This window comes from Amycolatopsis viridis, assembly GCF_011758765.1.
Taxonomy (GTDB): Bacteria; Actinomycetota; Actinomycetes; order Mycobacteriales; family Pseudonocardiaceae; genus Amycolatopsis_E; species Amycolatopsis_E viridis.
This window is the reverse complement of the sequence record NZ_JAANOU010000001.1, coordinates 763,290-777,561: the sequence shown is the minus strand read 5'-3', so window position 1 is coordinate 777,561 and position 14,272 is coordinate 763,290. Positions and strand designations below refer to the sequence as shown.

At 73.6% G+C, this 14,272-nt stretch carries 15 protein-coding genes and 1 riboswitch; of the genes, 7 read left to right on the top strand and 8 right to left on the bottom strand.

Features of this window, described 5'->3' with window-relative positions; translation table 11 throughout:
• Positions 1-11 precede the first annotated feature (11 nt).
• A complete protein-coding gene (thiD, locus tag FHX46_RS03910; RefSeq protein ID WP_167110701.1) occupies positions 12-845 on the top strand; it encodes a bifunctional hydroxymethylpyrimidine kinase/phosphomethylpyrimidine kinase in 834 nt (277 codons plus the stop codon).
• 21 nt (positions 846-866) lie between these two features.
• Here thiD and FHX46_RS03905 read toward each other — a convergent pair whose 3' ends face one another.
• The 4 genes from FHX46_RS03905 to thiO all read right to left on the bottom strand — a co-directional run bounded on the left by FHX46_RS03905 (position 867) and on the right by thiO (position 3,457).
• Complete coding sequence (locus FHX46_RS03905; protein WP_167110699.1) at positions 867-1,298, bottom strand: MarR family winged helix-turn-helix transcriptional regulator; 432 nt, start codon at positions 1,296-1,298, stop codon at positions 867-869.
• 86 nt (positions 1,299-1,384) lie between these two features.
• Positions 1,385-2,146 (bottom strand): thiazole synthase, encoded by a 762-nt coding sequence (thiG, locus tag FHX46_RS03900; protein WP_167110697.1) that lies wholly within the window; start codon positions 2,144-2,146, stop codon positions 1,385-1,387.
• Positions 2,147-2,150: 4 nt separating this feature from the next.
• Complete coding sequence (thiS, locus tag FHX46_RS03895) at positions 2,151-2,351, bottom strand: sulfur carrier protein ThiS (protein WP_167110695.1); 201 nt, start codon at positions 2,349-2,351, stop codon at positions 2,151-2,153.
• Positions 2,351-3,457, bottom strand: a complete 1,107-nt coding sequence (gene thiO, locus FHX46_RS03890) for a glycine oxidase ThiO (protein WP_167110693.1) — start codon at positions 3,455-3,457, stop codon at positions 2,351-2,353. The genes thiS and thiO overlap by 1 nt, the downstream gene beginning before the upstream one ends.
• Positions 3,452-3,559: riboswitch (TPP riboswitch) on the bottom strand. (Overlaps the previous gene by 6 nt.)
• 31 nt (positions 3,560-3,590) lie before the next feature.
• Here thiO and thiE point away from each other — a divergent pair.
• Positions 3,591-4,247: a thiamine phosphate synthase gene (gene thiE / locus FHX46_RS03885; protein WP_167110691.1), complete on the top strand. Its 657-nt coding sequence runs from the start codon at positions 3,591-3,593 to the stop codon at positions 4,245-4,247.
• A gap of 73 nt (positions 4,248-4,320) precedes the next feature.
• On the opposite strand, the gene FHX46_RS03880 is transcribed toward thiE, so the two are convergent.
• Positions 4,321-5,226, bottom strand: coding sequence for a hypothetical protein (locus FHX46_RS03880; protein WP_167110689.1), 906 nt, complete (start codon positions 5,224-5,226; stop codon positions 4,321-4,323).
• A gap of 168 nt (positions 5,227-5,394) precedes the next feature.
• A complete protein-coding gene (locus tag FHX46_RS03875) occupies positions 5,395-6,123 on the bottom strand; it encodes a GntR family transcriptional regulator (protein ID WP_167110687.1) in 729 nt (242 codons plus the stop codon).
• Between the two features lie 128 nt (positions 6,124-6,251).
• Here FHX46_RS03875 and FHX46_RS03870 point away from each other — a divergent pair, with 128 nt between their 5' ends.
• Positions 6,252-7,259 carry an SIS domain-containing protein gene (locus FHX46_RS03870; protein WP_167121090.1) on the top strand — a complete coding sequence of 336 codons (1,008 nt, stop codon included), beginning with the start codon at positions 6,252-6,254 and terminating at the stop codon, positions 7,257-7,259.
• Positions 7,256-8,170 carry an N-acetylglucosamine kinase gene (locus tag FHX46_RS03865; RefSeq protein ID WP_167110686.1) on the top strand — a complete coding sequence of 305 codons (915 nt, stop codon included), beginning with the start codon at positions 7,256-7,258 and terminating at the stop codon, positions 8,168-8,170. The genes FHX46_RS03870 and FHX46_RS03865 overlap by 4 nt, the downstream gene beginning before the upstream one ends.
• Positions 8,171-8,291: 121 nt before the next feature.
• Here FHX46_RS03865 and FHX46_RS03860 read toward each other — a convergent pair whose 3' ends face one another.
• Positions 8,292-8,936, bottom strand: a complete 645-nt coding sequence (locus FHX46_RS03860) for a DUF3159 domain-containing protein (RefSeq protein WP_167110684.1) — start codon at positions 8,934-8,936, stop codon at positions 8,292-8,294.
• 226 nt (positions 8,937-9,162) lie between these two features.
• Between FHX46_RS03860 and FHX46_RS03855 the strand changes: the two genes are divergently transcribed.
• The 3 genes from FHX46_RS03855 to FHX46_RS03845 all read left to right on the top strand — a co-directional run bounded on the left by FHX46_RS03855 (position 9,163) and on the right by FHX46_RS03845 (position 11,401).
• Positions 9,163-9,966, top strand: coding sequence for an SGNH/GDSL hydrolase family protein (locus tag FHX46_RS03855; protein ID WP_167110682.1), 804 nt, complete (start codon positions 9,163-9,165; stop codon positions 9,964-9,966).
• 74 nt (positions 9,967-10,040) lie between these two features.
• Positions 10,041-10,520 carry a DUF6932 family protein gene (locus tag FHX46_RS03850; RefSeq protein ID WP_167110680.1) on the top strand — a complete coding sequence of 160 codons (480 nt, stop codon included), beginning with the start codon at positions 10,041-10,043 and terminating at the stop codon, positions 10,518-10,520.
• A 2-nt stretch (positions 10,521-10,522) separates the two neighbouring features.
• A complete protein-coding gene (locus FHX46_RS03845) occupies positions 10,523-11,401 on the top strand; it encodes a hypothetical protein (protein WP_208400514.1) in 879 nt (292 codons plus the stop codon).
• A 33-nt stretch (positions 11,402-11,434) separates the two neighbouring features.
• On the opposite strand, the gene FHX46_RS03840 is transcribed toward FHX46_RS03845, so the two are convergent.
• Positions 11,435-14,137, bottom strand: coding sequence for an AfsR/SARP family transcriptional regulator (locus tag FHX46_RS03840; RefSeq protein WP_313886013.1), 2,703 nt, complete (start codon positions 14,135-14,137; stop codon positions 11,435-11,437).
• Positions 14,138-14,272 lie beyond the last annotated feature (135 nt).

Here is a 14,272-nt window from a genome sequence, read left to right as displayed (position 1 = left end):
ACACTGGAGGCATGAGCCAGAACGCGAGTCCGCCTGCCGCCCTCACCATCGCCGGATCCGACTCCGGTGGCGCGGCGGGGCTGCAGGCGGACCTGCGCACGTTCCTGACCTGCGGGGTGCACGGTTTGGTCGCGGTGACCGCGGTGACCGTGCAGAACACCCTCGGCGTGCACGACCGGGCCGATATCCCGGCGCGGATCGTGGCCGGGCAGATCGAGGCCGTCGCCGCCGACATGGGCATGCAGGCGGCGAAAACCGGGATGCTCGCCTCAGCCGAGATCATCGAGGCGGTCGCGGCCGCGTGTGACCGGGCGGAGATCGGCCGGGACACCAAGGTCCCGTTCGTGGTCGACCCGGTGGCCGCCTCGATGCACGGGCACCCGCTGTTCGACGCGGCCGGGCTGGCCGCGCTGCGGGACCTGCTGCTGCCGCGCGCCGCGGTGATCACGCCGAACCTCGACGAGGTGCGCCTGCTCACCGGGCTCGAGGTGACCGACCGCGCCGGCATGCACGACGCGGCGGTCGCGCTGAAGGAACTCGGCCCGAAGTACGTGCTGGTCAAGAGCGGGCACCTGACGCGGGACCCGGAGTGCGTCGACCTGCTCTACGACGGCCGGTCGTTCGTCGAACTGCCGGGGCCGCGGTTCTCCACGCCGCACACGCACGGCGCCGGGGACGCGATGGCCTCCGCCCTGACCGCGGGTCTGGCGCGGGGCATGCCGGTGCCGGAGGCCGCGCGGTTCGGGAAGTGGTTCGTCAGCAACGCGGTCGCCCACTCCTACCCGATGGGCGCGAAGGTCGGCCCGGTGTCCGCCTTCTGGCGGCTCGCGCCCGAGAACCGCTGACCCGCGCCCGGCCGCCGGGCGTCAGCTCTCCTCGCCGGCCAGCAGCGCCTCCAGCGCCGGCAGCGCCTCGCCGAGCGCGGCCTGGTGCTCCGGCGACAGCCGGTCGATGCGTTTCTGCAGCTCGTGCACCCGGGTGGACCGCAGATCGAGCAGCATGCGCTCGCCCGCCGGGGTGGCTGTGGCGAGCCACGCCCGGCGGTCGACCGGATCGGGTTCGCGGCTCGCCCAGCCCGCGTCCACCAGTGAGGCGACGATCCGGGACATCGTCGCGGCCGCCACGCCCTCCTTCGCCGCCAGGTCACCCAGCCGCATCGGCCCCAGCACGACCAGGGTGGACAGCGCGGAAATGGAGCCGTGGCCGGGGCCGGGCGTGCCGGCCTGCCGCAGTGACCGGGACAGCCTGCCGACGGCGAGGAACAACCGTCCAGCGACATCCTCGGTTGACTCAACCACTCTCGAGCTCCTTCGCCTCGCGGACCGTGCGGGGTGCGGTAAACCATACGGGCTCGTCACGGCAAGCCGAGGTGAAGTCCGGATTCTCAGCGCGGCGGGCTCGACGCGTGCGCCCAGAACCGCTGCGGGATGCGCCCCGCCTGACGCGCCAGCCGCCCGGCGGTCACCGCGGACCGCATCGCGTACGCCATGCGTTCCGGGTCCTGTGCCCGGGTGACGGCCGTGGCCAGCAGCACCGCGTCACAACCCAGCTCCATCGCCAGCGCCGCGTCCGAGGCGGTGCCGATCCCCGCGTCGAGGATGATCGGCACCCCGGCGCGGGCCACGATCAGCTCGATGTTGTGCGGGTTGCGGATCCCCAGCCCGGTGCCGATCGGGGCGCCCAGCGGCATCACCGCGGCGCAGCCCGCCTCCTCCAGCCGCAGGGCGAGCACCGGGTCGTCGTTGGTGTAGGCGAACACGGTGAACCCGTCCGCGACGAGCTGCTCGGCCGCGTCGAGCGTCTCGACCGGATCGGGCAGCAGCGTGCGGTCGTCGGCCTGCACCTCCAGCTTGATCAGGTCGGTCTCCAGCGCCTCGCGGGCCAGCCGCGCGGTGAGCACCGCCTCGGCCGCGTTGCGGCAGCCCGCGGTGTTCGGCAGGAGCCGGATGCCGAGCCGGCGCAGCAGATCCAGCACACCCGAGCCGCCCTCGGTGTCGGCGCGGCGCATCGCGACGGTCGTCAGTTCCGTCCCCGACGCGACCAGCGCGCGTTCCAGCACGGACAGGTTCGCCGCACCACCGGTTCCGATGATCAGCCGCGAGGAGAGCTTGTGCTCCCCGATCACGAGCTGGTCGCCGTCGAACATGACCTCACCCACCTTGCACCGCCGTCAGGATCTCCAGGCGCGCCCCGGCCGGCACGACCTGCTGCGCCCAGGTGCCGCGCCGCACCACCTCGCCGTCGAGCGCGACCGCCACACCGCGGTCGGGCGCGTCGATCGCCCTCATCACGTCGGCGACCGTCGAGCCGTCGGGGAACGCCCGCCACTGGCCGTTGACCTGCACTTCCATCAAACCCCTCCTGGTTCCAGCCGGCCCGGGTCCGCCGCGAGCGCCTCCTCGGGCGGTTTCTCCCCGGCCAGCCACGCCACCACGGCGTCGGCGGTCACCGGCGCCATGAGCAGACCGTTGCGGTGATGACCGGTGGCGGCGAGGACGCCGTCCCCCAGGTCCCCGATGAACGGGAGCGTGTCGACGCTGGCCGCGCGCAGCCCGGCGGCGGTCTCGACCAGCTCGTACTCGTCGATGCCGGGAAAGATCCGCTCGGCACCCTCCAGCAGCTCGCGGACGCCGCGGGCGGTGACGGTCCCGTCGAACCCGGCCTCGTACTGGGTCGCGCCGAGGACCAGTTCGCCGTCCGCCCGCGGCACGAGGTACACCGGCCGCCCCTCGACGACGGCGCGCACGGTGCGCGCGGGCGGTGGCAGGCTGGTGCGTCGCGCCCGCAACCGGAGGATCTCGCCCTTCAGCGGGCGGACGCCGCGCGCCAGCAGCGGGTGCAGCCGCGCGCTGTGGGCGCCGGCGGCGATCACCACGACATCGCAGCGGAGGTCGCCGCGCGCCGTCCGGACGAGGCCCGGTTCGACGGCGATGGCTTCGCCGGCCGTGAACTCCGCGCCGCGGGCGACCGCGGCGGCCTGGAGCGAGCGCAGCAGGCGGCGGTTGTCGACGGCCAGGTCACCGGGCACGAGCAGGCCGCCCCGCACGGCGCCCAGCCCGGGTTCGAGCGCGCGCAAGCGGCGGCTGGTGACCTGCTCGACCTCGCGGCCGACCGAGCGCAGGTAGCCGGCCACGATGTCCAGCTGGTCGGCGTCCGCGCGGTCCAGGGCGACGACGACCGTCCCCGCGAAGGACAGCCCAGGGTCGCCACCGTCGTGCGCAAGCGCTTGCGCGAAATCTGGCCAGCGGCGCAGCGACTCCTCGCCGAGGGCGAGCGACTCCTCCTCGCCGGGCCAGGCCTCGGTGACGGGGGCCAGCATCCCGCCGGCCACCCAGGACGCACCGCGGCCGGGTGCGGGGTCCACGACGGTGACGCGGTGCCCGGCCGCCGCGGCGCGCCAGGCCACGGACAGGCCGATGACACCGCCACCCACGACGGTCACGTGGTGCTTGCTCATCAGAATCACGCTCCCTGCGCCGGCATGATCCGGATCAGGTTCCACGGTCGGAGCGCTCCAGCTCCCTCTCAGCCCGTGACCCGGGCTCCCGTGCGGACAACCACACCCTAACCCGCGAGATAGGGTTCAGGCCATGCCAGGGCTCAGCGGGGACCAGATCCGGAAGCGACTCGACACGGCACGGCTGTACCTGTGCACCGGGGACCGGCCGGATCTGGCCGAGTTCGCCGACGCTGCACTGGCCGGCGGTGTGGACATCGTGCAGCTGCGGGACAAGCGGGACGACGTGCCGCTGGAAGCCCGCCAGGAGCTCGCCGCGCTGGAGATCCTGGCGGAGGCGTGCGCACGGCACGGGGCCTTGCTGGCGGTGAACGACCGGGCGGACATCGCAGCGGCGGTGGACGCAGACGTACTGCACCTGGGCCAGGACGACCTGCCGGTGCCGCTGGCGCGCCGGATCATCGGCGACGAGCCGGTGATCGGCCTGTCCACGCACGACGTCACCCAGGCACGGGCGGCGGCGGTGGAAGATGGAGCGGACTACTTCTGCACCGGCCCCTGCTGGCCGACACCGACCAAGCCGGGCCGCCCCGCGCCGGGGCTCGACCTGGTGCGCGCGGCCGCGGAGTTCGGCACCGCGCGGCCGTGGTTCGCCATCGGCGGCATCGACGCGGAGCGGCTGCCGGACGTGCTGGCGGCCGGAGCGTCCCGGGTCGTCGTGGTGCGGGCGATCACCGAGGCGGACGACCCCGCAGCGGCCGCCAGGGCACTGCGCTCCCAGCTCCCCTAGCCGGCACGAACACAGCAACGGGCCCTCCGCGAAACCTCGCGAAGGGCCCGTCCGCGACCGCGGGTCTGGTGGGTCAGGGGCTGGTCGGCGCCGTCGTCTGCGTCGGCGAGGCCGTGGAGGGCTGTTGCCGCGCGCTGCCGCTCGGGGTGGTCGTCACGGGCGGCTCGGTCTCCTCCTCGCTCGATGAAGTCGGCCTGCTGCTCGTGCCGGCCGGCGCCTTCTCGTGCGGCGTGGAGCTCCGCGTACTCGCCGGGACCTCGCTGGTCTTCCGCTGCTCGGCGCCCCCGCCGGATCCGCCGACCACCCGGCCCAGCGTGGTGCCGGTCCCGCCGGACACGGTGCTCCCGGTGGCGGTCTCAAAACCGGTGATGGCCAGCATGCCGACCACGAACGCCACGACACTGGTGGCCGCCGCGAGCGCCCACCGCGTCTTCCACCAGGCCTTCTTCCCCGATGCCGGCGCCTCCTCGGTGGCCGGTGGGTCCACCGGCTTCGGGATGAACACGGTGCGCTCACCACGCGCCGACCCACCCTGTCCGGCGACCGGCATGCGCCGTGTCGGGCCGCCCAGCGGCGGCGGCGCCACCGGGTGCACCACCCGGGTGCGCTGCACGTCCGTCAGCTGCGCGGCCGGTCTTCGCTGCGTCGTCCCGTTCTGCTGCTGGTGCCTGATCAGCGGATGGGTCGAGCGCGGCGCCGCCACCGGCGGGACCACGTTCGTCTGCTGCCGGGTCTCCGCCACCGCCAGCAGCTCGGCCGTCCGCCGGGCCGCCGCGCGGGTGCGCCGCAGCGACCGCAGGTAGATCTCGCTCCCCACCGTCGTGACCACGCTCGCGATCCCGGCGCCGATGACCGTCCCCGCCACGCCCAGCGTGGAGCCCAGGAAGGCAGCCGTCACCGCGGCCAGCGCCGACGCCACCACCTGCGCCGGAGACAGCCCGGACTTCTTTTCGCCGCTCTCTTCCTTCACCTCGGTCATGATCGCGGTGTGTTCGCTCTCCCTCTCGTGGTTACCCCGTCGTGTCCAACGTGTGTGTCGATTGAGATGCTCCCCGCGTTGCGGGATGGTGACGGAAGCCACTCTCATCGTCCACAGTGGACCGACTCGGGTTAACGATTCCTTGACACGTCAAGGGATCTTGTGAGGTCAGGGGCGCCGCAGGGTGGTGACGAACTTGTACCGGTCACCCCGGTAGATCGACCGCACGAATTCGACCGGTTTGCCGTCCGTGGCGAACGAATGCCGGGACAGCAGGAGCATCGGCGTGCCCACGTCGGCACCCAGCAGGTCGGCCTCCTGCGGCCCGGCGAGGGCGGTTTCGATGGTTTCCTCCGCGCTGTCCATCTCCACGCCGTAGTGCTCCCGCAACACCGCGTACAGCGAACCGCCCGCCGACACGTGCTTGCGCAGGCCGCGGAACCGGCCCAGCGGCAGGTGCGTGGTCTCCAGCGCCATCGGTTCGCCGTCGGCCAGGCGCAGGCGGCGCATCCGCAGCACCTTGGCACCGTTGCGGATGCCGAGCAGCTTCGCCAGCTCGGGCTCGGCCGTCAGCTCCTCCACCTCCAGCAGCTTCGACGACGGCTCACGGCCCTTCGCGCGCATGTCCTCGGTGTAGGAGGACAGCTGCAACCGCTGCGCCAGCTTCGGCTCGGCCGCGAACGTGCCCTTGCCCTGGACGCGGTGCAGCCGGCCCTCGGCGGTCAGGTCCGCGAGCGCCTGGCGCACGGTGGTGCGGGAGACCGCGAACTCGGTGGCCAGCGCGCGCTCGGTGGGGATCGGCGAACCCGGCGGCATCGTCTCCAGCAGGTCGAGCAGATGCTGCTTCAACGCCCAGTACTTGGGCTCGCGCTGACCGCGCGCAGGTGACTCCAACATGACCGAACTCCTCCTCGAACCGCGCCCCTGGCGCAGGATGAAACTACCCTTTCCACCGGGGCGCGCGCCCGGGGTAACATTGGTCTAGACCTGCGAAGGGATCAGGGATGAGCAACCCCGGACAGCACATGGCCGCCGAGATCGCCGATCAGCCGGCCGTGCTGGGTGGACTGGTGGCCCGCCGCGCCGAAATCGCCCAGGTCGCCCGGGAAATCGCCCGGCGGCCCCCGCGGTTCGCACTGCTGGCCGCACGCGGGTCGAGCGACCACGCGGCGCTGTACGCGAAGTACCTCATCGAGGTCCTGCTCGGTCTGCCGGCCGGACTCGTCTCACCCTCCACGGTGACCCTCTACGGCGCACGCCCCGACCTGCGGGACGTGCTGCTCGTCTCGGTCAGCCAGAGCGGCGGCTCGCCCGACCTGCTCGAGTTCACCCAGACGGCGCGCAAGCAAGGCGCACTGACGGTCGCGGTGACGAACACGCCGGCCTCACCCCTGGGCGGCGCAGCCCAGCTGTCCGTGGACATCGGTGCCGGCACCGAGACCGCGGTGGCCGCGACCAAGACCTACTCGGCCACCTTGCTCGCGTTGTACCTGCTCGTCGACGCGGTCCGGGGTGGCGACGCGGTGGCTGCTGCGGAGATCGAGCCGCTGGCCCGGCAGGCCCTGGACGTCGACGTGCAGCGCGCGGTGGACCGCTACCGCTTCGTCGACCGGATCATCACCACCGGCCGCGGCTACTCCTACGCGACCGCGCTGGAGTCGGCGCTCAAGCTCGCCGAGACCAGCTACCTGGCGGCCCGTGCGTACAGCGGCGCGGACCTGCTGCACGGCCCGGTCGCGGCCGTGGACGAGGAGACCGCCGTGCTGGCGATCACCAGCGCCGGCCGGGGCACCGCCGCCCTGACGGACGTGCTGACCGCCGTCGCCGACCGGGGCGCGGACGTGCTGGCCCTGGGCTCGTCCGCGGGTGACGTGCCGGCCGCGGTCCGCATCCCGGTGCCGGCCGTGGCCGAGGAAATCGCGCCGGTGCTGGAGGTGCTGCCGGTGCAGCGGATCGCACTCGGGCTGGCGCTGGCCCGCGGGCTCGACCCGGACCGCCCGCGCGGGCTGCACAAGGTGACCCGGACCCGATGAAGTTCGTGCTGGGAGTCGACGCGGGTGGCACGTCCACCCGCGCCATGGCCGTCGCCGCGGACGGCACCGTGCTGGGCACCGGCCGGGCGGGCGGCGCGAACCCGAACTCGCACCCGCCCGAGGAGGCGGTCGCGAACCTGGCGGCGGCGATCCGCGCCGCGCACCCGGAACCGGCCGGTGCGAGCGCCTGCGTGATCGGCATGGCCGGCACGGCCAAGCTGACCGATCCGGTCGTCGCGGCCCTGTTCGACCGCACCTGGCGCGCCCTCGGGCTGGACCCGGTCGTGATCCTGACCGACGCCGAGGTCGCGTTCGCCTCGGCCACCGACGCGCCGGACGGGACGGTCCTGATCGCGGGAACGGGCTCGATCGCCGGCCGCATCCGCGGGCACCGCATGGTGGCCACCGAGGGCGGGTACGGCTGGCTGCTCGGCGACGAGGGCTCGGGGTTCTGGCTCGGCCGGGAGGCGGTGCGCGCGACCCTGGCGGCGCTCGGGCGCGACGCCGAGCTCGGGCCGCTGGCCACCGCCGTGCTCGCCGAGGCCGGGGTCGACCCGGCCGACCGGCGCCTCGCGTGGCGGCGGCTGATCACGGTCGCCAACGCCGAGGCCCCGATCCGGCTGGCGCGCTTCGCCCCGCTGGTCGCGGTAGCCGACCCGGCCGCGGCGGACATCGTCGAACGCGCCGCGGACCTGCTGGTCGCGACCGCACTGGCGACCCGGGACCCGGGCGAGGACTCGCCGATCGTGCTGGTCGGCAGCGTGCTCGGCGAGGACACCCGGGTGGGGGCGCGGGTGCGCGCGAAACTGGCCGGGCTCGACGTCCGCGCCAGCTCCGACGGTGTGCTCGGAGCGGCCTGGCTGGCCGCGGTGGAGGCGTTCGGCGAGGACCTGGCCCGGCGACCGGGCTGATCAGCGGAGACCAAACATCCCGACATTTTTCGTGCGCGCAGCACGAGCGCGGCCGGCGCCGCCCGGCGTACGGTTCAGGCAGCCCCCGGACTCCCCCTCGCCGGGGGCTCTTACTTGCCCGCTACCCGGACCGCACGACCCGCAGGCCGGGGTGGTCCCGCGGCAGCGTCCGGTAGAGCACCCACCCGCTCGCCGCGATGGTCAGCGCCTGCAACGGCCACGTCAGCACGGTGCGCGAGACGCCCAGCGCCACCAGCTCACCCGCCCACCACAGCGGCAGGTAGACGGCGACCCGCAGCACGTACTGCAACGACCACACCAGGCTCGCCCGCGAGTAGGCCCGCACCAGGTCGGGATCGCGCCGCCACCGGGTCTTCTGCCCGAGCAGGAGGCCGACCACCACGCCCAGCAGCGGCCACCGCACGACCGCGCTGGTCAGCCACAGCAGTGCGCTGGCCACGTTGGACAACACCTGGATCAGGAAGAAGTCCTGGGCGCGGCCGGTGTGCAACGCGATCAGCGCGGCCACGATCACCGCGGCGAGGCTGACCACCACGGCCCGCGCCTTGTCGCCGCGCACCAGCCGGACGGCACCCACGGCGACGGCCACGGCGATCGCGGCGGCCGAGCCCCAGGCGATCGAGGAGCCCGCGGCCAGCCAGCCGATCACGAACGCCAGCGGCGGCAGGCTCGCGTCGATCGCGCCGTTGCGGCCCCCCAGGATGGCGGCCAGCGATTCCCGTTCCGGCGTGGCTTGTTCGGTCACCCCACCAGCCTGCCCCAAAACTGTCGGTGCGGGCAGTTACCATCGAGATCTTGACCACAGGATCACGGGGCGGGGCGTAATGGCGAAGCTCAGGAGGCCGACAAGGCAAGAGAATGCGACCCGGGACTGAACCAACGGTGGCGTAGGTCGGGATTAGACGTGCATCCTGCTGAGTTGTTCAAGGGGTGCGGGCGCTCTACAGGTGCTGGCGAAAGGGGACGGCAGCGTGCGTGGGTACAACAGTTATGTCGCGCTCGGTGACAGTTTCACCGAGGGGCTCAACGACCTGAACCCGGACGGGACGTTCCGGGGCTGGGCGGACCGGCTCGCCGAGATCCTCGCCGAGGGCGAACCGGGGTTCCAGTACGCCAACCTGGCGTTGCGCGGCAAGATGCTCGCCGAGATCGTCGAGGAGCAGGTGCCGATCGCGCTGGAGCTCAAGCCGGACCTGGTGACGCTGTGCGCGGGCGGCAACGATGTGATCGTGCCGGGTTCGGACGTGGACGAGATCGCGGCGCAGCTGGACGAGGTGATCGGCAAGCTGCGCGCGGCGGGCATCGACGTGCTCGTGTTCAACGGCCCGGACACCAAGCACCTGCCGGTGATGAGCGTGTTGCGCGGCAAGATCGGCATCTACAACGCCCACCTGTGGACCAGCGCGGCCCGGCACGGCGCGAAGATCGTCGACATGTGGGCGATGGACGTGCTGCACGACCCGCGCGCCTGGAGCGACGACCGGCTGCACTTCACGGCCGAGGGGCACCGGCGGATCGCGTTGCGCGCGGCCGAGGTGCTGGGGGTGCCCACGGCTGAGGACTGGCGCGAGCCCTGGCCGGTCATCGACGCGCGGGCGGACTGGATCGCGATGCGCCGGTCGGACCTGGCGTGGACGAAGACGCACCTGCTGCCCTGGATCCGGCGGCAGCTGCGCGGCGAGTCGATGGGTGACGGGCTGTCGCCGAAGCGGCCGGAGCTGGCGCCGTTCGTGGCGGCTCCGCCGGTGCCGGACGACCACGCCGCGGCGAGCTGAGCGAGCTGCTGACCCCGCCCGTCACCACCACCACCCTCAACGGAGACGCCGCGCCTCGCTGATAGTTTCTGACCATGCCGCTGCCCCATTGGACCCCGCAGGGGGTGCTGCCGCCCGGGCGGCTGCCGGCGGACGTGGCCGACATCTACGAACGTCTCGTCTTCGACGCGCCGCACCAGAACGCCCGCGAGATCCTATTCAGCGCCCTGAACAGCTACCTCGGCGCGGTCGCCCGGATCATCCCGAGCGGCCGCGCGTGGATCGGCGGTTCGTTCATCACCCGGACGCCGGACGTGCCCAGCGGCCTCGACGTGGTGCTCATCCCGGACGACTGGGGCGGGCTCAAGCGCATGACCGGCCCGGTGCGGGATTCGCTGTACGGGCTGCTGACCCTGCGCGGGGTGATCGTCGGGCAACCCGCGATGTACCTCGATCAGGTGCAACCCGTCGGCGGCTTGCTCGACGGGTTCCTGTGTTTCCCCGGTGACGAGGAGACCTGGGCGGCCACCTGGTCGGCCGACGGGCACCGCGGTTTCCCCGAGGTGGTGTGGTGATGATGGACTTCCGGCGGATCGCCGAGGAGATCCCGGGCGGTACGTGGCTGGACGACCTGGCGCGCGCGTCGGCGATGGCCGCGCACGCGAAGTTCGAGCGCACGGCGCGATCACCGTTGCTGCGGGTGTCGATGTTGGGGCCGACCAACCTGGACGCGTACACGTTCTCCGACATCAGCCGTGCGTTGCAGGACGCGACGGCGAAGGTCGGGCACATCATCCGCAACCCGCAGGGCGAGATCACCTACGTCCAGCAGACGGACCGGGACAAGGCGCCGCTGATCCAGCGCGGGCAGGCGGGCAACACGATCTTCTTCGGGTTCCCCGAGCCGGCACCGGACGACGCGTTGATCCACGACGGCATCGAGACGCTGTCCGAGCGGGCGGTGAAGGAGCTGTGCGACTTCCTGCCGGCGAACGGTTCGGACGACGGCGCGCTGGACGCCGTGCTGCTGCAGCGGGACACGGTGCGCAACGCGGTGAGCGACATCGTCAGCGCGGTCGTGAAGAACACCGGCATCGGGTTGCAGCTGACCCCGACGTCCGGTGAGGACGTGACGCGCAGCATGACGACCGACCAGGCGAAGGTGCTGCACAGCAGCCTGCGCGAGTCGCGGGAAGAGGTCGGCTACGAGACGGTGTCGGGCAGGCTGGACGGGGTTCGCACGCGGCGCCGGATCTTCTACCTGGAGCGCGAGACCGGCGGGACGATCCAGGGTGCGGTGGCGCCGGACCTGCTGGACCAGATCAAGGAGAACCTGGACCGCCCGGTGACCGCCCGCCTGCGGGTCGTCCGCACCACGACGATCGACGGCCGCCGCGGCCGTCCCGTGCACGAGCTGCTGGAGATCACGCCGGAAGTGAACCTGTTCGACCAGTGAGCGTCCGGCCCGCCTCGCGGCGCACGCTCGTCGTCACGCCCGGGCGGAACCCAGCGCCGCCAGCTCGGCGAGCATCGCCGCGGACGGGTGGGGGCTCACCCGCTCGTGCAGTTCCGCCGCCAGCTCGACCTGCCGCCGGGCACCTTCGAGGTCTCCGCGGCGCCGCAGGAGCCGCCCCACGGTGAACCGGCCGACGGACTCCTGCAGCTGGAACCCCCGGCGTGCCGCGAGCTCCACCGCGTCGCTCGCGTACGACATCGCCCGCTCGTCGTCTCCCAGGCCGAGGTAGGACTCGGCCAGGTTGTTCAGCGACACCACCAGGTAGCTGTCGTCCCCGAGGCGCCGGTCGATCTCCAGCGACGCGAGCTGGTGCTCGATCGCCCGCGTGAACCGGCCCCGCGCCTTCTCCACCTCGGCGCAGTTCGCCAGCGCCTGCCCCCGCAACTCGTCCGCACCTGCCCGCGCCGCCGCCTCGATCGCCTCACCCAGGCACGCCACCGACTCCTCATGCCGACCGCAGGAGCCCAGCGCGCTGCCGAGGTGGATCATCGCGCAGATCCGGCGCCGGAAATCGGCGCCGGCCAGCGCCACGGCGGCCGACGCGTCCGCCAGGCTCTCCGCTCCCAGGCCGAACGTCAGGGACAGCGCGCACCGCGAGATCAGCATCCAGAACCGCGCCTCGGCGTCCCCGCACGCCTCCGCCGCGGCCATCCCCAGCGCGACCAGCTGCTGCCACTCGTCCCACAGGGGCCGCACCACGCGGTAGGTGTGCACCACGCGCGCCAGGCGCCAGACGTCCCGGTGCAGCCCGGCCTGCGCCGCGGCCTCCAGCACCGCCAGGAGGTTCGGCCACTCGGCCGCGAACCACGCCAGCGCGTCGTCGAAGCCGGCCAGCTCGGGCAGCGGCCCGGCGGAGAACTCCAGGGGGTCCACGATCCGCAGCAGGCACCGCCGCGCCCGGTCGGCCGCCGCCTGGTAGTAGCCCACCACGCGGGCCAGCGCGGCCGGGGACGTGCCACCCAGCTCACGCTGGTAGAGCCGCACCAGGTCGTGCTGCGTGAACACGTCCGGTCCGCTCTCGGCCAGCAGGTGGTGCGCCGCCAGCACCCGCAACCGCCGCCGCGCCTCGGCGACCGGCACCTCGCCCAGCGCCGCCGCCGGGAACGGGCCCACCGCCGGCCCGGGAAACGCCGCGAGCACCTGGAACAGACCGGCGACCTCGTCCGGCAGACCCCGGTACGACACGTCCAGCGCCGCCCGCACCCCGGCGTCGTCCACGTCCAGCGCGTCCAGCCGCGTCCGCTCGCCCGCCAGCTCCGCCACGAACTCCGGCACGGCCCACGCCGGGGCGGCCGCCAGCCGGGCGCCGGCGATCCGCAGCGCGAGCGGCAGGTCGCCGCACAACCGCGCCAGCTGCTCGTGGTGCCCGGCCGCCGCCTCGCCCGCCACCTCGCCGATCAGCCGCACCGAGTCGTCCCGCGCCAGGGGTGCCAGCGGCCGCACCCGGGCGCCGTGCGACACGGTCAGCCCGTCCAGCCGCGCCCGGGACGTCACCACGGCCAGCGAACCCGGCCCGGGCGGCAGCAACGGCCGCACCTGGTCGGCCGACCGCGCGTCGTCGAGCACGACCAGCATCCGCCGCTCACCGGTCAGCGACCGGTACAGCGCGAGCCGCTCGTCCTCGGACTGCGGCAGCCCGGGTGGCGGCACCCCGAGCCCGAGCAGGAACTGCGCGAGCACCGCGGCCACGGGCATCGGCGCATGTGCGGCGTCGAACCCGTGCAACGCAGCGAACAGGACACCGTCCGGGAACCGGGCGCTCGCGTGGTGCGCCCAGCTCACGGCCAGCGCGCTCTTGCCGACCCCGGGCGGCCCGGTGAGCACGCCGATCGTGTCCAGCCCGTCCAGCCACGCCAGGTCCGCCGACCGCCCGGCCAGCACGGCGACCGCGGGCGGCAGCTGGCGCGGGACGACGCGCCGGGCGTCGATCGCGGCGGCAGCCGGTGCGAGGTCGTCGTGCAGCACGTGCTGGTGCAGCGCGCGCAGGTCCGGCCCGGGGTCGAGGCCGAGCTTGCGGGACGCGTACCGCGCGACCTCCCGGTACACCTCGAGCGCTTCCGCCCGGCGGCCGGAGTGGTAGAGGGCGCGCATGAGCTGGCCGGCCGTCCGCTCGCGCCGCGGGTCCTGCCGGACGAGCGGGACCAGCTCGGCGATCAGCTCCTCGTGACGGCCGAGAGCGAGGTCGGCGTCGACCCGGGCGCCGTGCACCGCCGTCCGCAGGTCGTCCAGCTCGGGTGCGCGCACCGACTCCGGCAGCCCGCCCAGCACCGGACCCCGCCACAGCGCCCACGCCTCGGCCAGCAGTTGTCCGCGCTCGTTCAGCGGCGCGGCCTCGGCGCGCTCGGACAACGCGCGGGCCTGGTGGACGTCGATCAGCGACGGGTCGATGCGCAGCCGGTAGCCCGGTGGCGCGGTCTCGATCCGCGCCTGGCTGGTCGCCAGCGACCGCAGGACCCGGCGCAACTGCGAGACGTTGCCGTGCACGATCGTGCGCGCCGTCGGCGGCGGGTCCCGCCACAGCGCGCCGATCAGGTCGTCGAGGGCGACAATGCGGTTCGGCGCGAGCGCCAGCATCGCGAGCAGCCCGCGCACCCCCGCGCCGCCGACCGGGACCGCGCGGCCATCCGCGGACAGCTCCACCGGGCCGAGCAGCCGGACCCGCAACCCCTCGCGCACCGGCCCCTCCCCGAGCACCGCGCCGTGGCAGACAACGAGTACGGCCCCGCACCATCAGTCCCGATCTGATGGTGCGGGGCCGCACTCGGTGAAACAAGTGACGGGGCAGGGTGTGCCACGTCATCGCTACCGGCG

Excerpts from the sequence above, each read along its gene's own strand:
- FHX46_RS03870 (WP_167121090.1), top strand. The coding sequence starts at position 6,252 with ATGGCCGCCGAGATCGCCGATCAGCCGGCCGTGCTGGGTGGACTGGTG.
- FHX46_RS03875 (WP_167110687.1), bottom strand. The coding sequence starts at position 6,123 with ATGTTGGAGTCACCTGCGCGCGGTCAGCGCGAGCCCAAGTACTGGGCG.
- FHX46_RS03865 (WP_167110686.1), top strand. The coding sequence starts at position 7,256 with ATGAAGTTCGTGCTGGGAGTCGACGCGGGTGGCACGTCCACCCGCGCC.
- thiO (WP_167110693.1), bottom strand. The coding sequence starts at position 3,457 with ATGAGCAAGCACCACGTGACCGTCGTGGGTGGCGGTGTCATCGGCCTG.
- FHX46_RS03880 (WP_167110689.1), bottom strand. The coding sequence starts at position 5,226 with ATGACCGAGGTGAAGGAAGAGAGCGGCGAAAAGAAGTCCGGGCTGTCT.
- thiE (WP_167110691.1), top strand. The coding sequence starts at position 3,591 with ATGCCAGGGCTCAGCGGGGACCAGATCCGGAAGCGACTCGACACGGCA.
- thiS (WP_167110695.1), bottom strand. The coding sequence starts at position 2,351 with ATGGAAGTGCAGGTCAACGGCCAGTGGCGGGCGTTCCCCGACGGCTCG.
- FHX46_RS03845 (WP_208400514.1), top strand. The coding sequence starts at position 10,523 with ATGGACTTCCGGCGGATCGCCGAGGAGATCCCGGGCGGTACGTGGCTG.
- FHX46_RS03850 (WP_167110680.1), top strand. The coding sequence starts at position 10,041 with ATGCCGCTGCCCCATTGGACCCCGCAGGGGGTGCTGCCGCCCGGGCGG.
- thiG (WP_167110697.1), bottom strand. The coding sequence starts at position 2,146 with ATGTTCGACGGCGACCAGCTCGTGATCGGGGAGCACAAGCTCTCCTCG.
- thiD (WP_167110701.1), top strand. The coding sequence starts at position 12 with ATGAGCCAGAACGCGAGTCCGCCTGCCGCCCTCACCATCGCCGGATCC.